Raw genomic sequence first — 19,436 nt, forward strand, 5'->3', positions numbered from 1 at the left:
GATTTGGTTGTGAAAACGTCCAACAGCACATGGAAAAAATGGCTTCGCGGCGTGTTTGCCGGCTCGCTGGCCCTGACCGTCGCCGCCTGTTCCGGCGGAGGACAGGCGGACAGCGGCACCGGCAGCCAGTCCGGTGAACAGGCGCAGCCGGCATCATCCGGCGAAAAGCAAAAACTGGTCGTCTACACCGCGCGGGACAAAAACATTTTTGAAATCGTCCTGCCCAAGTTTAAAGAAAAATATCCGAATATTGAAGTGGAACCGATGGAGATGGGTGCGCAGCAAATCCTGGAGCGCGTGCGTGCCGAAAAGGCCAATCCGCAGGCGGACTTCTGGTGGGGCGGCACGCAGTCCGCGCTGAGCACGGCGGCGGAGGAGGGACTCCTGGAGCCGTACAAACCGACGTTCGCGGACAAGATCCCCGATCTGTACAAGGACCCGCAGGACCGCTGGTACGGCGAAATGCTGCTGCCCGAGGTGATCATGTTCAATTCGCAGGCGCTGAAGAAGGAAGAAGCGCCGCAGGACTGGGACGACCTGCTCGATCCCAAGTACAAGGACAAAATCGTGATCCGCAACGTCCTGCCGTCCGGCACGATGCGGACCATCTACGCGGCGATGATCTACCGCCAGGGTCCGGACACGCCGGAGAAAGGGTATGAATGGCTGAAAAAACTGGACGCCAACACCAAGGAGTACACCCAGGACCCGACCCAGCTCTACCTGAAGCTGGACCGCCAGGAGGGCGTCATTTCCCTGTGGAACCTGCAGGACATCCTGATTCAAAGCAAGCAGAACAACCATCCGTACGACTTCGTCTATCCGAAGAGCGGCGCGCCGATCCTCGTCGACGGCGTCGGGATCGTCAAAGGGGCCAAGAACATCGATGCGGCCAAGAAGTTTTACGAGTTCCTGTTCAGCCCGGAAATCGCCGCGCAGTTGGCAAAAGAGCGCTACCAGTTCCCGTCCCGCACCGACATCAGCAAGGACGAACTGCCCGACTTCATGAAAAACCTGGAGCTGAAACCGCTGGAGCTCGACTGGAACGTGATGGCGGCGAAAGAAAAGGAATGGATGCAGTACTGGGACGAAAACATCAAGGGAAAAAGCAAAAAGTAAGTGGTTGAGGGCAGCCGGACCAGACGGGAAGGGGGATCCTTTCCGTCTGGCCGCGTTCGGTTCCCGCCCGGCTCCGGCTGTCGCGTGCGCCGGGCGGCGCCCTGCCAATCTCGAGAGGGAGGACACCTGATGAGCAGCGTAACACTTGATCACGTCAGCAAACGGTTTGGCAACGCAAAAGGGGTCGAAGACGTTCACATTCACATCGAATCAGGGGAATTCTTCACGTTTTTGGGGCCCAGCGGCTGCGGCAAGACGACCACCCTGCGGATGATCGCCGGCTTTTACTATCCCACCAGGGGGCGGATCTGCTTCGGCAGCCGGGACGTCACGTCGCTGCCGCCCCACAAGCGCAACACGGGCATGGTGTTCCAAAACTACGCCCTGTTTCCGCACATGACCGTATTTGAGAACATCGCCTTCGGACTGCAGGTTCGCAACATTCCGAAAGCGGAAGTGAAGGAACGGGTGGAGCGGATGATGAAGCTCGTCCGCCTGGAAGGATACGGCGAACGCCGGATCGACCAGCTCTCCGGCGGGCAGCAGCAGCGGGTGGCGCTGGCCCGCGCGCTCGTCATCGAGCCGCAGATTCTGCTCCTGGATGAACCGCTGTCCAACCTGGACGCCAAGCTGCGCGAAGAAACCCGGTACGAAATCAAACGATTGCAGATGGAACTGGGCATTACCACCATTTACGTCACGCACGACCAGGCGGAGGCGATGTCCATGTCGGACCGGGTGATGGTGATGCAGGGCGGCGAAGTGCAGCAGGTGGGTACGCCGCACGAGATCTACCACCGCCCGGTGAACCGTTTCGTCGCGTCGTTCATCGGCGAAACCAACCTGTGGGAGGGGATCGTGGCGGGCATCGACGGCAGCGAAGTGCGGGTGCGGGTGGCTCCTGACCTCGTGCTTACCGGATATATGCACAACGCGTCGCCGCAGGTACGGCTGGCGCCGGGCGAAAAAGTGGCCCTGTCGATCCGGCCGGAATCGGTGCAGGAAAGCGCGGGAGCGGACGGTGAGAACGTGGTGGCGGGCACTGTCGTGCTTGCCGAGTTTACGGGCGCGTGCGTCAACTACGTGACCAGCGTCGGCCCCCATCAGCTCCGCAGCATGTCCATCAGCCAGGGACGGCCGCTGAAACAGCGCGGAGAGACCATTGCCCTGCACATTCCGAAAGCGAGCATCTACTTTGCGGGATAAGGAGGAGGAGCTAGTGAAAGCAGAACTGCAGCCAGCCGCGGCACCGTCCAAACGGATGTCCTTCACCGCTTCGCCGTCCTTTGTCTACGTGCTGGTTTCGCCGCTGTTCTTGATCCTGCTGGCCTACGTCATCTATCCGCTGTTTGAAACGTTCGTCGCCAGCGTCAGCGTGGACGGGCAGCTCACGTGGAAAAACTACGCCCGCTTCTTCAGCCTGGAGCACACGGCCAACCTGGAAGCGCTCTGGACCAGCGTCTACATATCCGTGTTGAGCGTCATCACCTGCGGCATCGTCGGCGTGACGATGGCCTTTTTGCTGGAACGCTACGAGTTTCCGGGGCGGAAAATCCTCTCCGTGCTCGCCCTGGTGCCGATGGCGCTGCCGCCGCTCATCGGCGTGCTGTCGTTTACGTTTCTGTACGGGGAAAGCGGCATATTCCCTCGATTGTTCAAGGAACTGTTCGGTCTGGAGCAGGTGCCGTTTGCGCTGAAAGGAATACCGGGCGTCGTCGTGGTCCACACCTTTACCATGTACACTTATTTTTTCATGACGGCTTCGGCGGCGATCAAGGGACTGGACCCGTCGCTGGAAGAGGCGGCGGCAAGCCTGGGCGCCAACCGCTTTACCGTCTGGCGGCGGGTGATCCTGCCGATGCTGACGCCGGCCATGGTGGCGTCGTCGCTCCTGGTGTTCATGATCTCCATGGCATCCTACACGGCGCCGCTGATCTTCGGCATCGACCGGACGATGACGATGCAGATCTACCTGTCCCGGACCAACGGCGACCTGGACATGGCGGCCGCCCAGTCGACGGTCCTGTCCGTCGTCTCCATCGCCTTTTTGCTGCTGATGCGCTGGTACCAGGGAGCGCGCAGCTACCAGAACCTGAGCAAGGGGATCAGCGTGCACCGGACCGAGGTGAAAAGCAAAGCGGGCCGCTGCGTCTGCATGGTGCTGGCCTTCATCGGCATCGTCATCCTGATGCTGCCGATCCTCGTGATGGTGCTGATCTCGTTCTCGGTGGACGGCACCTGGACGGTGCAGATTCTCCCGCCGCAGTATACGCTGGACCACTACATCGACCTGTTTACGGACAGCAAGACCTGGCGGCCGATTGCCAACAGCCTGGAACTGAGCGCGATCGCCACCGTCGGCATCGTCCTGTTCGGGGTGGCGGCGGCGTACGCGATGGTGCGGCTGCGCTTTCGCGGCAAAACGCTCCTCGACGTGCTGATCATGCTGCCGTGGGCCCTGCCCGGCACCGTCGTCGCCGTCAACCTGATCGCCGCGTTCAGCGAGCCGACCGTCTTCAGCTTCGGGCAGGTGCTGATCGGCACCTTCTGGATCATTCCGCTCGCCTATTTCGTCCGCCATCTGCCGCTGGTGTTCCGCTCCACGTCGGCCACGCTGATGCAGATGGACCCGTCGGTGGAGGAAGCGGCGCGCAATCTGGGGGCGTCGTGGTGGTACAGCTTCCGCCGCGTCGTCTTTCCGATGGCGTTCGGCGGGATTTTGGCCGGCACGCTGTTGGCGTTCGTCCAGTGCATCGGCGAGTTCGTCGCCTCGATCCTGATCTTCACGCCGCGGACAATGCCGCTGTCGGTCGCCATTTTCCAGCGCATGTACACGTTCGAATTCGGCACCGCGTGCGCATACGGCGTACTGCAAATTACGGTCATCATCATCGTCCTGTTCATCTCCAGAAAACTGGCCGGCGACAAGGCGGGCACGGCGGTGTAGGCAGGCGCCGTGCGCTTTCCCGTCCCGAAAGACGGCAGCGTCCGTGCATGTCCGTTTCAGCTTCCGCGGGTCAATCCATGGCGACAGCAGGATCCGGCTTCCCGGGAGGCCATGATTGATGCATACATCAATCCCAAACAGGAAAGGGAGGAGCGTTCATTGAGAAAGGGGACATTTGCCAAGCTGTTTTCCGTCGCATCAGCCGTGGCCCTGGCCGGCACTCTGGTATGGCCGCTGGCGCCCCGGACCGCCCATGCCGACCGGGGCGTGGTCGACTTGTGGAAAGCGATCAAGCCGCTGACTACCATCGCCAGCGCCATGAACACGGGGGCTCACCCGGATGACGAGCACAGCGCGATGCTCGCGTACCTGTCGCTTGGCAAAGGCGTGGACACGTTCAGCATCATCGCCAACCGCGGCGAAGGGGGCCAAAACGAAATCGGCAGCGAGCTGGGCAACGCGCTGGGCATCATCCGCACGCGCGAACTGCAGGAAGCGTCCAAGGTCACCAATGTCACGCTGGGCATCCTCAGCGAAGCGATCAACGATCCCATCTACGACTTTGGCTTTTCCAAGAGCCCGGACGAGACACTGGCCAAATGGGGAGAACAGGTCGTCTACGAACGGCTGATCCGCAAGATTCGCGAGCTAAGGCCGGACGTGGTCATCCCCGCGTTTTTGAACGAACCCTCCACGCACGGACATCACCGCGCCATCAACGTAATCACGGTAAAAGCGTTCAAGGACGCCGCCGATCCGTCCGTGTTTCCGGAGCACCTGCAACACGGGCTGCGCCCCTGGCAGGCAAAAAAGCTGTACGTCCCGGCGGATGAAAAGGACTACACGGTTCGCGTGCCGGTCGGCGAGTACGACGAGGTGTACGGCGCGTCTTACCTGCAGCTGGGAGAGGAATCCCGCTTCATGCACAAGAGCCAGGGGATGGGGCGCCACTACGACGAAGGGCCCAGCTTCAACTACTACAAGCTGGAGCAGTCGACGGTTCCGGCCAAAGCCAGGGAGAAGGACTTTTTTGAGGGCATCGCCTACACTTATGACGACCTGGCCAGGGAAGTGGCCGGCAAGCCGGACGGGGAAACGCTGGCCAGGGAGCTTAGGACCCTGCAAAAGGACGCGGACGAAGTGATCGCCGCCTACCCGCGCTTTGCCGACGTGGCCAGGGAAGTGCACGACATGCTGACGGACGTGCAGAGGGCGCTGACCGCCGTGAAGGGAGCCAGACTGGACGAGGAGACCAGGGCGGACCTGACGCACCGTCTGGAGGTAAAGGAAAGGCAGTTGTACACGGCGAGTGCGGAAGCGCTGTCGCTGGTGGCCAAAGTAAGGCCGGAGACAGGCGAACTGGTCGCCGGTCAGACCACCACCGTGAAGGTGACGGCGTACAACGGCGGACAGGTACCGCTGAAAAACGTCAGGCTGAAGCTGAACGTGCCGGACGGATGGCGGGCAAAACCGCTGGGGGCGACCAGCTTCGACCAGGTGGGGTACAACCAGACCGTCACGGCCGCGTACGAGGTGGAGGTGCCGAAAGACGCGCCGCTGTTCCAGCCGTATCTGCCGCCGTCCGTCACCGCGGACGTGTCGTACAAGGCGTTTGGCTCCACCGCGGTCAGCCGCGCCGTCCCGTCCGACGCCGTCGCCGTCCTGCCGCCGTTCTCGCTGTCGCTCAACCCAGGCGCAGCTGTTCTCAACACGCTGAAGCCGCAGGAGCCGATTCCGGTGAAGGTGACGGTAAAGAACTACAATCCGGGTGCGGCGGAAGCGGACATCTCGCTGGACGTCCCGGACGGCTGGTCGGTGGAACCGAAGGCGAGTCCGCTGTCGTTTGCCGCCAAGGGGGAGACAAAGTCGGCCGCGTTTACGGTACAGCCGTCCGCCGCCGTCAAACCGGGCACGTACACGGTGACGGCCGTGGCCCGCGCGGGGGCAAGGGAAAGCCGCCACGGCGCCCAGGTGATCCACTATCCGCACATCGGCACCACCTACTTCGTCCAACCGGCGGAGCTGGCGATTCAGGCGTTTGACCTGAAAGTGCCGGTGGGGTTGAAAGTGGGGTACGTCTCCAGCGGCTTTGACAACATCGACCAGTACCTGCAGCAGGTCGGCGTTGACGTCACCCGCCTCAGTGCCCAGGACATCGAGTCTGGCGACCTCGGCCAGTACGATGCGATCGTGCTGGGCATCCGTGCGTACGGGTTCCGTCCCGAACTGATTTCGAGCAACGCCCGCCTGTTGAAGTACGTGGAAAACGGCGGCAACCTGGTGGTGCAGTACCACAAGCCGGAGGACAAGTGGAAGCCGGAGCTGGCGCCGTACCCGATCACGATCGGCACGCCGCTGATTGAATGGCGCGTCACCGATGAACAGTCAAAGGTTACCATGCTTGCGCCGGAGCATCCCATTTTCACCACGCCCAACAAGATCACGGAGGAAGACTGGAACGGCTGGATTCAGGACCGTTCCGCCTACAACCCGTCGCAGTGGGGCAAGGAGTACGTGGAGCTGATCGCAAACGGCGATCCGGGCGAGAAGGAGTTTACCGGCACGTTCCTCACCGCGAAATACGGCAAAGGGACGTACACCTACAGCTCGCTCGTCTGGTACCGTGAAATCCCCGCCCTGGTGCCGGGAGCCATCCGTATGTTCGTCAACATGGTCAGCTTGAAGCCATAAGGCAGGAAAACGGGACGGGAGAGACGGCCGCAGCCGGCCGTCTTCCCCGCTTTTCCCGGCTCCCCGGCAGGCTGGAGGACCGCGGAAAAAACAGTAGCAAGGAAACGGCAGGGAAGGAGATACGACAATGGACTACAGAGAGCGGATTTTTCAACGGGAGGGAGCCCGGTTCCCCGGAAAGACGTACGCGGAGGCCGTGCTGGAACCGGCTTTTGCGGAAGCGAAAACCCATCTGCTGACGCCGATGATGGCGATCAACAAGGCGCATCTGATCATGCTGCGCGAGCAGGAGCTGATCACGGAGGACGAGGCGAAGGCGATTGCCCGCGCCCTCACCGCCATCGACTTGGACCAGCTGCGCCGCTCATCCTATACCGGACAGTTTGAAGATTTGTTCTTTCAGGTAGAGAGCCGTCTCCTGGAGCTGGCCGGGGACGTGGCCGGCAATCTGCACCTGGCCCGCAGCCGCAACGACATGGGCGTCACCATCTACCGCATGGTGCTGCGCGAAAAACTGCTGGTCACTCTGGCTTCGGCGCTCTCTCTGAAAGAGCATTTGCTCCTGTTTGCGGAAGAACACACAGAGACGGTGATGATCGGCTACACCCACACCCAGCAGGCGCAGCCGACGACGATGGCCCACTACGTCACGGCCGCGGCCGACTCGCTGTCGCGGGACATCCGCCGCCTGATCAGCGCCTACCGCACCTGCAACTGCAGTCCGATGGGAGCGGCGGCGCTGACCACCTCGGGCTTTCCCATCAGCCGTGAGCGGATGCGGCAGCTTCTCGCCTTTGACGAATTGGTGGAGAATTCCTACGACGCGATCGGCGGGGCGGACTACCTGGGTGAAACGGCGGCCGCCGTGCAGTTGGCGGCGATCAACCTGGGGCGGACGGTGCAGGACATGCTGCAGTGGTGCACGCAGGAGTTTGACGTGCTGAAAGTGGCCGATCCGTACGTGCAGATCAGCTCGATCATGCCGCAAAAGCGCAATCCCGTCTCGTTTGAGCACATGCGCTCCCTGCTCTCGTCCAGCGCGGGCAGCGCCGCCGTCGTCTTGACGATGATGCACAACACGCCGTTCGGCGACATCGTCGACACGGAGGACGACATGCAGCCGTACGCCTGGCGCAGCCTGGCCGTGCTGGAGCAGATGTACCGCCTGATGGCCTGCGTGGTCGGCACGATGGAGGTAAACAAGGAGGGGCTGCTGGCGCGGGCCAAAGGCAGCTTTGCCACGGTGACGGAGCTGGCCGACACGCTGGTGCGCACCGACCGGCTGTCCTTCCGCACTTCGCACCACATCGTCAGCCGCGTGGTGAAGGAGGCGGCAGCCCAAGGGCTGCGGGCGGACGAAATCAGCCTCGATCTGGTCAATCGGGCTGCCCGGGAGGTCATCGGACGGACGCTGGCGATCACGGCCGAGCAGCTGCGCCAGGCGCTCGATCCGGTTCATTTCGTCGCCGTTCGCAAGCTGCCCGGCGGGCCCAACGCGGAGGAGATGAAGCGGATGATCGGCGGACGGAGGCAGTCGCTGCAGGCGGAAATGGCCTGGCTGAAGCAGGCCCGGGAGGCGTGCGACCAGGCGATGCGCCATTTGGATCAGGTCATGGCCGAATGGAGTGAACGGAAATGACGGCGGTACACATCCCCCTGCTGGCCGTGGACGGCGGCGGCACGAAATGCCTCGCCGTCCTGACCGACCGGTCAAAGCGGACGCTCGGCGCGGGCCGGGCGGGTTCCTGCAACTACCAGGGGATTGGCAGGGAAGCGGCCGCGCGGGAACTGGCGGCCGCGATCAGCCAGGCGTTGGCGGAGGCGGCGGGGCGACTGCCGGCAGCCGCTACCGACGACAGCGGAAGCGGCGCGGCGTGGGAGGTCGAGTGCGCCGTGTTCGGCCTGGCCGGATTGGATACGGAGCACGACCGGCAGGTGATCACGGGCATGGTCCGCGACGTCCTGGAGATGCTGCGGATTCGCGTTCGCCACCTGATCGTGGAGAACGACGGCTTTGCCGCCCTGCTGGGAGCGACCAACGGGGAGCCGGGCATTCTCGTGATCGCCGGGACCGGCTCGATCGCCTTCGGGGTGAACCGGGCGGGCGAGACGGCGCGGGCGGGCGGATGGGGCCACCGCGTCGGGGACGAGGGCAGCGGGTACTGGATCGGCAAACAGGCGATCATGGCCGTGCTGAAAGCGGCGGACGGCCGCGGCGAGCCGACGCTGCTGGAGAGCCTGCTGCTGCCGCACCTGGGGCTCGACCGGGTGGACCAACTGTTCAACTGGACGTACGGTCCGGACTATTCCGTGGAAAAAGTGGGCGAACTGTCGCCGTTCGTCAGCCAGGCGGCCGACTCGCAGGATCGGGTGGCCGCGTCGATCCTGGAGGCCGCCGGCGAAGAGCTGTTTCTCGCCGCCCGCGCCGTCATCGAACGGCTGCGGATGAAAGAGCAGCCGTTCAAGATGATCCTGCAGGGAGGCGTGCTGCAAAACGACGAGCGCGTCCGCCGCATCGTCATCGAGCACGCCCGCCGCTACACGCCGCAGGTGACCATCGACAAGGCGCAGAACGATCCGATCTTCGGCGTGATTGCCAAAGGGTTGGCCTATCTGGAGAAACGGGCCGGCGAGAGCGAGGAGGTGTAGTCATGAAACGACTGATGTTTGTCTTTCCCCATCCCGACGACGAATCGTTTGCCTGCGGCGGGACGCTGGCCAAATGCAGCGAGGCCGGACAGGAGACCTGCCTCATCTGCGTCACGTCCGGCTGCAAGGGGCGTTCCGGCCCGTTTGCGCTCGACAGCCGGGAAGCGCTGGCCCGCCACCGCGAACAGGAGCTGGCCAAAGCGGCGCACATCCTCGGCATTACGCGGCTGGAGCTGTACCGCTATCCCGACGGCGGGCTGGCCGAAGTCGATCCCCGCGAACTGGCCGGACGGCTGGCGTCCGCCATCGTGGAGTGGAGGCCACACGTGGTGGTCACGTTTCCCCCCGACGGGGTGACGGGCCATCCCGACCACATCGCCGTCTGCCGCGCGACCGGCATGGCGGTGGAGCAGGCGGAGCAGGTACTGCCGCCGGACGATTGGCCCGATCTGTACTTCGTCTCCATCCCGCACTACTACGACCATTGCCCGGACAAAGGACCGGCGCCCGCCGTGCCGATCACCGGCAAGGTGGACATCACCCGCTACCGCGACCGCAAAGGGGAGGCGCTCCGGGCCCACCAAAGCCAGGTCTACTCCGTCAACCGCGCCTACCCCGGCGTCATGGAGGGAGACTACGGGGTGATCGGCTGCTACGAGTATTACACGCTGGTCCGTTCCGGCGGCCGCCCCGTGAAGCCGGTCGCGCCGGAGAACGGGATTCCGGTGATGGAGTGGTAGCATTTTCGGGAAGGGTGGGAACGTATCCGATCAATAAGGAGGTATGGCACGTTGGCTCTTCCGCAGATCGTGATCCAAACGACTGGATATGGTTTCAAACAGATATCGGGGGATTGCTGCTGGCTCCTTCAGAGGCAAGCACGATCCCGATCGGTTGGCTGGATAAACGCGTGTACATAACCGCGAAACGCTTTGATGTGATCGGAGTCCGATGAGGACGGACGAGGTCTTTGGGGCCGCGAATGACAGGTCTGCTCCGTCACCCGTCTCGACATGCAAAAGCGTTGAAGGACGAACCATTTGGCAGACGATGCGTGGTGCCTTTTCGCATCCTTTTCGGATAGGGTGCTACGCGTACCAGACGGAGGTGATTTGAATGGGGGCCCAACTAAACGTAACCCTCTATACAAGGAAAGGCATCGACGATCTGGACCGATACCCGGAATTGGATGCAGATCATGTGTCGGAGAGAAATCGCCGGTTTTATGAAAGACTTTCCAGAGAAATTGGCAGTCTGGTAGAACACAAAGATTTTGTGATGGGCGGTGTTGGCGTTGAGACAACCATCACCTATGCAGACAATGTGAAGGAGATGATGGAGAACAGTTACAACGTTTTCCGATGGTTTTTGCCGTTCTCTTTCGGCGAACAACTTATCGGTTATCGAGAAGAGAAAACATCTAATTTGTTCGTGCTGGATAAAGTAGAGTAAACCAAAAGCCTAAACAAAACATCACACGTTCAGCGGTCTGTAACCGGCTGGTCGAGAGCGGAAAGAGTCATTCTTGGCTGTACGGAGGATCGGGCTGTTGATCGGACAGGAGGACACCCCCATGATGGACCGCTTTGCCCAGACACCGGAACCGCCCTATTACGCCGTCATTTTCACGTCGCAGCGAACGGAGGGAGAAAACGGCTACGGCGAAATGGCCGAGCGCATGGTGCGGCTTGCGTCCGGGCAGCCGGGCTTTCTCGGCGTCGAGAGCGTGCGTGACGCGTCCGGCTTCGGCGTGACCGTCTCCTACTGGTCGTCTCTGGAGGCGATCCGCGAGTGGAAGCGTCATGAGGAGCATCGGGCCGCCCAAGCCAAAGGAAAAACCGTCTGGTACGAACACTACGTCGCCCGCATCTGCAAAGTGGAGCGGGACTATGCCCTGCACAGCCTGCGGTAACATACAACATGGCGGCAGCGAAAATCAATTACCCGTTTCAGCCTGTCAAAAGACGTGGTACCCTGATAAAAAAGGGACTGCGTCTTTTTGGCGAGCGATGCCCATGCTGCGCCGAAAGAGAGCGCCTCTGTCGGGAGGTGGAAGCGACAGGCTGGATCATCCGGTGCTGCCCCCGCGATCCCGGCCAAAATCTGCTGGAGGTGTCCAACTACATAGGGAGTTGAACTTCAGGAACGACATGACCGAAACGATGCGGCGGAACTGGCGGAGCCGAGGGGGAGAACGCCTGGGCGTCCGTTCGTTCCCGGCTGGCGGTACAGGGGGGAGCGGCTCTCTCCCCATGGAAGCGCCATCATGAAAAGGAGGGCGGCGAGTGAACCAGAAAGAACCGACGCATCACCATTCTCTGTCCGTTACCGGAATTGCCGACGCGCTGCGGCAGCGCCAGCCCGGCATCATGGGAGAGAAGCGCCTGGGCCGCTTCAGCGTGCTGGTGCCGCTGGTGGAGCGGGAGGACGGAACGTTGGCGGTGCTGTTTGAAAAGCGGGCGCGTACGATGCGGCGGCAGGCCGGCGAAATCTGTTTTCCGGGAGGGCGGGCCGAAGAGGGAGACGCCTCTCCGTGGGAGACGGCCCGGCGCGAGACGAGCGAAGAACTGGGGCTGTCCGCCGAACGCATCCGCCGGGTCGGGACGCTGGATACGGTGGTGACGCCGTTTGCCTGCATCTACCCGTTCGTCGGGCAGATCGACTCGCTTGCGGGCATGTCGCCCAATCCGGCCGAAGTGGAAGAGGTGTTTTGCGTGCCGCTGCAAACGCTTGCCGCCACCCGGCCCGAGGCGTACCCGGTGAAGATGAAGGTGGAGCCGGGAGCGGACTACCCCTATCATCTGATACCGGGCGGCGAGCGGTATCCGTGGCGGACCGGCACCGTCCACCATTTGTTTTACCGGGTGGAGGGACGTGTGATCTGGGGGCTGACCGCGCGGATTCTGGAACATTTTCTGGAACTCGTGGGCCCGGACGGCGAAGGCCAATCCGGAAAACGCTGATTCTGATTGGGAAAGGAGCGTATCATTCATGTGGCCAACAAACGAGGCAACCAAACGACTGCACGTGCAGTGGCCGATACTCCAGGCCCCGATGGCGGGCGGGGCGACGACACCCGAGCTGGTCGCCGCCGTTTCGAATGCGGGCGGGCTGGGCTCGCTCGGGGCGGGGTACATGAGCGGCGAGCAGATCCGCAGTGCGGTTCGCGCCATCCGTCAATTGACCGACAAACCGTTTGCGGTCAACCTGTTCATCCCGGAGGAGATCACCGGCGACACGCGTCCGGGCGAAAACGTCCGGCGGCTGATGAACGAAGCGCGGCGGCGGCTGGGCATCCCCGAAGAACCGGACGTCGGCCGGTTTGTCGAACCGTTTGAAGAGCAGATGACGGCGGTGCTGGAGGAGGAAGTGCCCGTGTTCAGCTTCACGTTCGGCATCCTGGAGGAGCGCTGGATGACAGAGCTGAAACGGCGGGGCGTCACGGTGATCGGCACCGCCACCACGGTACGCGAAGGCGTGGCTCTGGAGGCGAGCGGCGTGGACATGGTGGTCGCCCAGGGCAGCGAAGCGGGCGGGCACCGCGGCTCGTTTTTGCCCGATTCGCCCGACAACCTGGTCGGCTTGATGGCCCTGGTGCCGCAGTTGGCGGACAGGCTGAGCGTCCCGGTCATCGCTGCCGGCGGGATCATGGACGGGCGGGGAATCGCCGCCGCGCTGGCGCTGGGAGCGGAGGCCGTCCAGGTGGGAACGGCGTTTCTGGTCTGCACGGAGAGCGGCGCCCATCCGCTGCACAAGCAGGCGATCCTGGAGGCAGGCGACGACCAGACGGCGCTGACAACCGCTTTTTCCGGCAAGCCGGCGCGGGGCGTCTGCAACCGGTTCATGCGGGAGATGGCCCCGTACAGGGACGAAGTGCCGCCCTATCCGGTGCAAAACGCCTTGACCCGCGACATCCGGCAGGCGGCGGCGAAACAGCGCCAGCGCGACTACCTGTCGATGTGGGCGGGCCAGGGGGTCGGCCTCTCCCGTCAGATGGACGCGGCCGCGCTGATGCGCCGGCTGGTTGAGGAAACGGAACAGGCGATGGCCCGTTTTGCCGGCCGGTCGTAGAACGGCATCGCGGCCGGGGGCGCTGCCGTCGGAGTCTCCCGGACGCCGCAGGTTATCCCCCGCTTGGCCGCGCGAACATCCGGTCGGGCGGGGATTTTCGGGCGAAGGGAGGAATGGCGAACCATGGGCAATCCGCTGCGCATCGTCCTGTTTGTGCTGTCGTCGCTGATGCTCCTGGCATGCTCCACTTCCGTGCGGACGCAGCCAGGCATGCTGCGCATCGAACCGGTTGACTTGTTTGCCGGAGAAGACAAAAAATTCAAACCGTTCCTGGGAGTCATGTCGGGGGCCGTCAAGGTGTCCTACGAAGGGAAGAAAGAGGCGATCCGCGCCGTGTTCGAGGTGTGGGAAAACGGCGTCGGCACGAAGACAGGGAAAACGTTTGGCGAGTTGACCCGCGCGTCCAACCGCAGCAGGTATTACGACGGCCAGTTTCTCATCTCCGTCACGGAGCCGGACGAGAACCGGGCGGGCAACTCGCGGTACGTGATCACGGCCGCTTTTGTCGACGACAAGGGACACGCCAGCTACCGGACGGAACTGGCCGCCGACCAAAAGCATACGGCCAGCGGGCTCATCCAGCTCCACGACAGCGTAGTGGTTTCCGAACAGGAGGAAGCAGCCGTCTGGGGCATGCAGGCGACGGACGAAGGCGTCCTGTACGTGATGGATTTCTCCCCCGAGCGGCTGAAACAGGCAAAGTGGGCCCTGGTTGTCAAGCTGTCGGCCGTGGATGAAGAGTAGGAGAGTGCGCCGCAGCTGCTCGCCCGCGTGCCGACGGGACCCCGCCGGAACCCCTGCCCGTCTTCCTGGCGGCGCAATATGCGTTCGGCTGGCGGGGCTGATTGCGGTACAATAGAGGAGGAACAAGCATGAACGAGATTCGTGTCAGAGCCCTGGTCGAGTCGGACCGGCTGTGGCTGGGCGGCTTTCTCCGCGAACACTGGGGCAGCCCGCAGATGGTGTACGGCTGCGGGCAGCAGGTGTTTGCCTGTGACGAGCTGCCCGGATTTGTCGCCTTCTGCGGCGAGGAGCCAGTCGGGCTGGTGACCTACGCCATCGCCGACGGCCAACTGCAGGTGGTCTCGCTGGACAGCGTGCGGGAAGGCATCGGCGTCGGCACCGCCCTGATGCTGGCGGTGGAACGGGTGGCGCGCGACAGCGGGATGGAACGCGTGTGGCTGTTGACGACCAACGACAACCTGAACGCCCTGCGCTTTTACCAAAAGCGGGGGTACGAGCTGGTCGCCGTCCACCGCAACGCCGTGGAGCAGGCGCGCCGGATCAAGCCGCAAATCCCGGCCGTTGGCAGCGACGGCATTCCGCTGCGCGACGAGATTGAGCTGGAGAAGCGGCTTTCGCCGTAGCCGCGCGGCAGTCCGTCCGAGACAGCCGGCAGATCCTCACGGCCATCGTCCGACCGAGCGGCAGCACGAGACTTGTCAGGAGAAGAGGCAGCATTTGGAGGGATCGAGGATGAATCAAGCATTTGCCCTGCGGGGAACGGTGGTCACGGGGGGAAGGTGCCTGGAGGACGGCCTGGTCGTCGTGGACGGCGGCACAATCGCCTACGCGGGAGCGGCAGCCGGGTACGCCGGACCGCTGCCGGAACGGGTGGAGATGGTGAAGGACGGCTGGATTTGTCCGGGGTTTGTCGACATACACATGCACGGCATCGCCGGCTGCGACACAATGGACGGCACGCCGGAGTCGCTGCAGACGATCTCCCGGGCGCTGGCCCGATTCGGCGTCACTTCGTTTTTGGCGACCACCATGACGGCCTCCTACGCGGAGCTGGAAAAGGCGATCCGCAACATCGCCGAGGTCAGCCGCGCCGGAACGGAAGGAGCGGCCGTCGCGGGCATTCACCTGGAAGGGCCGTGGATTAATCCGCGCTACAAAGGGGCGCAAAACGAGGCCCACATCGTCGCGCCCAAACTGGCGGAGGTGCGCCGGCTGTACGAGCTGGCGGGAGGACTGCTGAAAGTGGTGACGATCGCGCCGGAGCAGCCGGAAGCGCTGGAGGCGATCCGCTGGCTGAAGGAGCAGGGGGTCATCGTCTCCGCCGGGCATACCGGGGCCACGTTTGCCCAGGCGCAGCATGCGGTGGAGTGCGGCGTGCAGCACTTTACCCACTGCTTCAACGCCATGACGGGGCTGCACCACCGCGAGCCGGGGGTGGTCGGAGCGGCGATGGTGCACGAACAGTTGAGCACGGAGCTGATCGCCGACGGGGAGCATGTGCACCCGGCCGTGATGCGCATTTTGTATCGGCTGAAATCGGCCGGCCGCCTGGCCCTGGTCAGCGATTCGATGCGGGCGGCGGCGCTCGGCGACGGCGTGTACGACCTGGGCGGCCAGGAAGTGCACGTGCGCGGAACGCAGGCCAAACTGGCGAACGGCACGCTGGCCGGCAGCATTTTGACGCTTAACAGGGCGGTGCAGAACATGGTGACCCTGTGCGGCGTGCCGCTGCCGGAAGCGGTCGCCATGGCGTCGCAGACGCCGGCGGAGATTGTGGGCCTGGGCGGACAAAAAGGGCGCCTGGAGGCGGGGTACGACGCGGACATTACGGTGCTGAACCCGTCGTACGGCGTGGAGGCCACCTATGTGGCGGGCAGGCGGGTGTACCGGGCACAGGCTTGATCAATGGCACTGTCCCGTGGGGTATGGCACCGTCCAGCGGGGGACAAGATGCCGTCTGACGCAGCATGAGCGGCATGTGCTGCTGCATCGTCGCAGCAGACCCGACGAGCGAAAGAAAGGGAATGGTACGCAAAAAGGGGGAGGGTGGTCTCGTGAAGTACGCGGTCGTATGTGCCGGGCTTTGGCTGGCCTGTTTGGCGGCCGGACTGCGTTTCGGCTATTGGAACGCCTTTGCCGTCGTCGGCGGAGCAGCGTGGCTGTTCGGTGCGGTCTGTTCGGGAGCGCTGCTGAGCGGCGACCGGATCCGCGCCAACCACGCGACGGAAACGGCGGAGGATCGCAAGCAGCGGCTGAAATGGGCGGGACGCTTTTTTCTGATCGGCCTCCCTTTTGTGGTGACGGCCATTTTCCTGTACGGATGACGGCCGTCAGCCTTTCGCGAGCGGTCATCGGAACACAAGAGAGCGAAGCAGCGCGGTCTGCTTCGCTCTTTTTTCATGCCAAATGCCCAGCCCATCGGCGACGGGAGCGCATCACGGAATCATCCACGACAGGACATTGGACTGCAGGAAAGTGATCACGCCGACCAGCACCACCAGGATGAGGCTGTGCTTCAGCGTAAAGCGGACGAGATCGGCCTCTTTTCCGGCCAACCCGACGGCGGCACAGGCGACCGCGATCGATTGCGGCGAGATCATCTTGCCGGTGACGCCGCCGCTGGTGTTGGCAGCGATCGCCAGAACGGGATCGATTCCCAACTGTGTGGCGGTCACTTTCTGCAAATGTCCGAACAGCAGGTTGGACGAAGTGTCGGAACCGGTGATGAACACGCCGAGCCACCCGAGGAACGGCGCGAAGAATGGGAACAGCACGCCGGTGGAAGCCAGCAGGGTTCCCAGTGTCGTGCTCATGCCGGACGCATTGGCCACATAAGCAAAGGCGACAACCGAGGCGATGGTTACAATCGGGAACCTCAGTTCGTGCAGCGTTTCGGCGAAGGTGGAAAGCCAGTCCTTCCAGGAAATCCCGACGATGAACTTGGTCACGACGGCGGCGACCAGGATCGACGTGCCGGCGGCCGCCAACAGTTCCAGTTTGAACACGGCGGCAATCGGCTTGCCGGTTGTGTCGATGATCAGCTTGTGCAGGCCGGGGACCTCCGGGGCAAAGGTAAGCCACTTCCCGAGCGGATTGAGCAGGTTCAACAGGGGATTGCTCCCCTCGTATGCGCCGAGCAGGGCCTTTTTGACAGGGGGAAGCCCCCAGAGAAAGATGAAGACGGTGAGCACGACAAACGGCGACCACGCCCTGAATACCTGGAAAGAGGAATGCCTCGGGCCGACATGGCCGGATGAAGCGGCAGCGACGGCCAGCTCGAAGGAGGCCTGCTCGGCGGAAAAGCGAAACACCTGCTTGGGCTTCCAGACTTTCAAAAAGAGCGCCAGCGCGACGATGGAGACGAGCGCGGACAGGATGTCCGGAAGCTCCGGTCCCATGAAGTTGGAGGTGAGGTACTGGGTAAGCGCAAACGAGACGCCGGAGACCAGAATCGCCGGCAGGATCTCCACCGCTTTTTTGACCCCCGCCATGATGACGATCAGGTAAAACGGCACAAAGGCGGAGAGGAACGGAAGCTGCCGCCCGACCATCTTGGAAATCTCCATCGCGGGCACGCCGGTCGGCCCCTCCACGGCGAGGATGGGAATGCCGATCGCGCCAAATGCGACCGGGGCGGTGTTGGCAATCAGACAGAGGCCGGCCGCGTAAAGCGGATGAAAGCCCAGACCGACCAGCAGTGCGGCCGTGATGGCCACCGGAGCGCCAAAGCCGGCCGCCCCCTCCAGAAACGCGCCGAACGAAAAGGCGATCAGGAGCACCTGCAGACGACGGTCTTCCGTAATCGACACGACTGAGGCGCGGATCAAATCAAACTGGCCCGTCTTCACGGTCAGCTTGTACAAAAACACGGCGGAAATGATGATCCAGCCGATCGGCAGGAGGCCGTAAACGGCTCCCTGAAGCGACGACATGACAGCCATCCGGACCGGCATGCCGTAGGCCAAAACAGCGACGAGCACGGCCAGGAACAGCGTGGTGATGCCGGCCACGTGCCCTTTCATGCGTTTGATCGCCAAGGCCCAAAAGAAGTACAGAATCGGGACGAGTGCCGCCAGGGCCGAGAGAGCCATACTCCCTCCGAGGGGAGCGACTGCTTGTGTCCACGTCATGGAAAAAAACCCCCGTTTCAACATGAGTTCAGCGCAGGGAACGGATCATGTGATAAGGTCACCTGATGAATGGGCGGTAGAGCAGTCCGTTCCGTCACGAGCGAACAGCATACGAACCAAAGAAAGCGTTTGCAATAACGTCAAGGCGAATGACCGGCAGCGCCCTCCTTTCCGGTGGACATGAACGCGAGTGACAAAATTCATCATATGGTAAGGTCATCTGATGAATTTTGTCAGCGGATTACCTCGATTATAAAAAGCTGGAAGAAAAGATTCAAGACAATTTTTTGAATCTTTTGATTGGTCGATCGCTGCAGAATGCGGCACGAGCCCCCGCCCGTCCGGAAAAGGGGCGGAGCTGAGGGCTCGCTGTTCATTTGTTTTCCTTGGTCAGGGGCAGTTCGGACCGCTGCAGGTGTTTGGCCATCAGCTCCATCCCCCGTTTGGCGTCGCGATTTTTGATCGCTTCCACCAGCAGTTTGTGTTCCTCGTACAGTTTCATGGCCGACTCGGTATGCAGCCACAGCTTTCGTATGTCCTGCATCGTGCGAAACAGGGAAGACGCAAAGTTCTCCATCAGCGACTGCAGGATCGGGTTCTGCGTGCTGCGGGCGATGGCCAGGTGGAAGTTGACGTCGTAGAGGTGGCTGATCTCTTCATTTCCCAGCGCTTCTTTCATCTGCTTGAGAATCCGCTCCAGCTCTTCGATGTTCTCGTCCGTGCGGTTGGCGGCGGCCAGTTCCACGCACCCGATCTCCAGAATCTTGCGCACCTGCATGATCTGCAGCAGTTCCACCTGCGGGTTATTCAGGTGCAGCATCGTCTCCGCCGATTGGAACGGGGGGCTTTTGACAAACGTCCCGCCGCCCTGCCGCGACTCGATCAGCCCCAGCGCCTTGAGGTGGCTCAACGCCTCGCGGATGGTGGAGCGGCTGACGTGGTACTGCTTGGCCAGATTTTCTATCGTATCCAGTTTGTCACCGGGCTTGAGCAGGCCGGATTCAATGATCCGCTGCAATTCCTCGGCGATGATTTCATAGTTTTTTTTATGCAGAAACATCCGGGTACCTCCATGGCAGTGATAA

Annotated in this window: 17 protein-coding genes; 15 read left to right on the forward strand and 2 right to left on the reverse strand. The window is 62.6% G+C overall.

Going from position 1 to position 19,436, the window contains the following annotated elements:
- Positions 1–9 precede the first annotated feature (9 nt).
- The 15 genes from FOI68_RS05130 to FOI68_RS05200 all read left to right on the forward strand — a co-directional run bounded on the left by FOI68_RS05130 (position 10) and on the right by FOI68_RS05200 (position 16,545).
- Positions 10–1,119 carry an extracellular solute-binding protein gene (locus FOI68_RS05130; protein ID WP_035299666.1) on the forward strand — a complete coding sequence of 370 codons (1,110 nt, stop codon included), beginning with the start codon at positions 10–12 and terminating at the stop codon, positions 1,117–1,119.
- A gap of 129 nt (positions 1,120–1,248) precedes the next feature.
- Positions 1,249–2,325: an ABC transporter ATP-binding protein gene (locus tag FOI68_RS05135; protein ID WP_143862524.1), complete on the forward strand. Its 1,077-nt coding sequence runs from the start codon at positions 1,249–1,251 to the stop codon at positions 2,323–2,325.
- A gap of 13 nt (positions 2,326–2,338) precedes the next feature.
- Entirely contained in the window at positions 2,339–4,066 is a 1,728-nt protein-coding gene (locus FOI68_RS05140) for an ABC transporter permease (RefSeq protein WP_143862525.1), read from the forward strand.
- Positions 4,067–4,225: 159 nt separating this feature from the next.
- On the forward strand, positions 4,226–6,757 hold the full coding sequence (locus tag FOI68_RS05145) for an NEW3 domain-containing protein (RefSeq protein WP_143862526.1): 2,532 nt from the start codon (positions 4,226–4,228) through the stop codon (positions 6,755–6,757).
- 127 nt (positions 6,758–6,884) lie between these two features.
- Positions 6,885–8,396, forward strand: a complete 1,512-nt coding sequence (gene argH, locus FOI68_RS05150; RefSeq protein WP_143862527.1) for an argininosuccinate lyase — start codon at positions 6,885–6,887, stop codon at positions 8,394–8,396.
- Positions 8,393–9,406 (forward strand): N-acetylglucosamine kinase, encoded by a 1,014-nt coding sequence (locus FOI68_RS05155; protein WP_143862528.1) that lies wholly within the window; start codon positions 8,393–8,395, stop codon positions 9,404–9,406. The genes argH and FOI68_RS05155 overlap by 4 nt, the downstream gene beginning before the upstream one ends.
- Positions 9,407–9,408: 2 nt before the next feature.
- On the forward strand, positions 9,409–10,146 hold the full coding sequence (locus FOI68_RS05160) for a PIG-L deacetylase family protein (RefSeq protein ID WP_035299673.1): 738 nt from the start codon (positions 9,409–9,411) through the stop codon (positions 10,144–10,146).
- A gap of 376 nt (positions 10,147–10,522) precedes the next feature.
- A complete protein-coding gene (locus FOI68_RS05165) occupies positions 10,523–10,858 on the forward strand; it encodes a hypothetical protein (RefSeq protein ID WP_143862529.1) in 336 nt (111 codons plus the stop codon).
- Positions 10,859–10,982: 124 nt separating this feature from the next.
- Positions 10,983–11,318, forward strand: coding sequence for an antibiotic biosynthesis monooxygenase family protein (locus FOI68_RS05170; RefSeq protein WP_044897338.1), 336 nt, complete (start codon positions 10,983–10,985; stop codon positions 11,316–11,318).
- A 373-nt stretch (positions 11,319–11,691) separates the two neighbouring features.
- Positions 11,692–12,369 (forward strand): NUDIX hydrolase, encoded by a 678-nt coding sequence (locus FOI68_RS05175; RefSeq protein ID WP_255433371.1) that lies wholly within the window; start codon positions 11,692–11,694, stop codon positions 12,367–12,369.
- A gap of 28 nt (positions 12,370–12,397) precedes the next feature.
- Positions 12,398–13,477 (forward strand): NAD(P)H-dependent flavin oxidoreductase, encoded by a 1,080-nt coding sequence (locus FOI68_RS05180; protein WP_143862530.1) that lies wholly within the window; start codon positions 12,398–12,400, stop codon positions 13,475–13,477.
- 123 nt (positions 13,478–13,600) lie between these two features.
- The gene (locus FOI68_RS05185; RefSeq protein ID WP_143862531.1) at positions 13,601–14,221 is read left to right on the forward strand and encodes a hypothetical protein; all 621 of its coding nucleotides are present in this window, start codon (positions 13,601–13,603) and stop codon (positions 14,219–14,221) included.
- 128 nt (positions 14,222–14,349) lie between these two features.
- The gene (locus FOI68_RS05190; protein WP_052660117.1) at positions 14,350–14,844 is read left to right on the forward strand and encodes a GNAT family N-acetyltransferase; all 495 of its coding nucleotides are present in this window, start codon (positions 14,350–14,352) and stop codon (positions 14,842–14,844) included.
- Between the two features lie 109 nt (positions 14,845–14,953).
- Complete coding sequence (nagA, locus tag FOI68_RS05195; protein WP_143862532.1) at positions 14,954–16,123, forward strand: N-acetylglucosamine-6-phosphate deacetylase; 1,170 nt, start codon at positions 14,954–14,956, stop codon at positions 16,121–16,123.
- A 152-nt stretch (positions 16,124–16,275) separates the two neighbouring features.
- Complete coding sequence (locus tag FOI68_RS05200) at positions 16,276–16,545, forward strand: DUF5316 domain-containing protein (protein WP_052660115.1); 270 nt, start codon at positions 16,276–16,278, stop codon at positions 16,543–16,545.
- Between the two features lie 111 nt (positions 16,546–16,656).
- On the opposite strand, the gene FOI68_RS05205 is transcribed toward FOI68_RS05200, so the two are convergent.
- Together FOI68_RS05205 and FOI68_RS05210 are read right to left on the reverse strand one after the other, a co-directional pair.
- Positions 16,657–18,351: an L-lactate permease gene (locus FOI68_RS05205; protein WP_143862533.1), complete on the reverse strand. Its 1,695-nt coding sequence runs from the start codon at positions 18,349–18,351 to the stop codon at positions 16,657–16,659.
- 373 nt (positions 18,352–18,724) lie between these two features.
- Positions 18,725–19,411: a FadR/GntR family transcriptional regulator gene (locus FOI68_RS05210; protein WP_035299680.1), complete on the reverse strand. Its 687-nt coding sequence runs from the start codon at positions 19,409–19,411 to the stop codon at positions 18,725–18,727.
- Positions 19,412–19,436: the final 25 nt, after the last annotated feature.

The organism is Brevibacillus sp. LEMMJ03 (assembly GCF_007197875.1).
GTDB classification, from domain to species: domain Bacteria; phylum Bacillota; class Bacilli; order Brevibacillales; family Brevibacillaceae; genus Brevibacillus; species Brevibacillus thermoruber.

What these genes read in the sequence shown, in the direction of transcription:
- FOI68_RS05185 (WP_143862531.1), top strand. Translation starts at nt 13,601, where the DNA reads ATGGGCAATCCGCTGCGCATCGTCCTGTTTGTGCTGTCGTCGCTGATG.
- FOI68_RS05155 (WP_143862528.1), top strand. Translation starts at nt 8,393, where the DNA reads ATGACGGCGGTACACATCCCCCTGCTGGCCGTGGACGGCGGCGGCACG.
- FOI68_RS05180 (WP_143862530.1), top strand. Translation starts at nt 12,398, where the DNA reads ATGTGGCCAACAAACGAGGCAACCAAACGACTGCACGTGCAGTGGCCG.
- FOI68_RS05135 (WP_143862524.1), top strand. Translation starts at nt 1,249, where the DNA reads ATGAGCAGCGTAACACTTGATCACGTCAGCAAACGGTTTGGCAACGCA.
- nagA (WP_143862532.1), top strand. Translation starts at nt 14,954, where the DNA reads ATGAATCAAGCATTTGCCCTGCGGGGAACGGTGGTCACGGGGGGAAGG.
- FOI68_RS05190 (WP_052660117.1), top strand. Translation starts at nt 14,350, where the DNA reads ATGAACGAGATTCGTGTCAGAGCCCTGGTCGAGTCGGACCGGCTGTGG.
- FOI68_RS05210 (WP_035299680.1), bottom strand. Translation starts at nt 19,411, where the DNA reads ATGTTTCTGCATAAAAAAAACTATGAAATCATCGCCGAGGAATTGCAG.
- FOI68_RS05170 (WP_044897338.1), top strand. Translation starts at nt 10,983, where the DNA reads ATGGACCGCTTTGCCCAGACACCGGAACCGCCCTATTACGCCGTCATT.
- FOI68_RS05165 (WP_143862529.1), top strand. Translation starts at nt 10,523, where the DNA reads ATGGGGGCCCAACTAAACGTAACCCTCTATACAAGGAAAGGCATCGAC.
- FOI68_RS05160 (WP_035299673.1), top strand. Translation starts at nt 9,409, where the DNA reads ATGAAACGACTGATGTTTGTCTTTCCCCATCCCGACGACGAATCGTTT.
- argH (WP_143862527.1), top strand. Translation starts at nt 6,885, where the DNA reads ATGGACTACAGAGAGCGGATTTTTCAACGGGAGGGAGCCCGGTTCCCC.
- FOI68_RS05205 (WP_143862533.1), bottom strand. Translation starts at nt 18,351, where the DNA reads ATGACGTGGACACAAGCAGTCGCTCCCCTCGGAGGGAGTATGGCTCTC.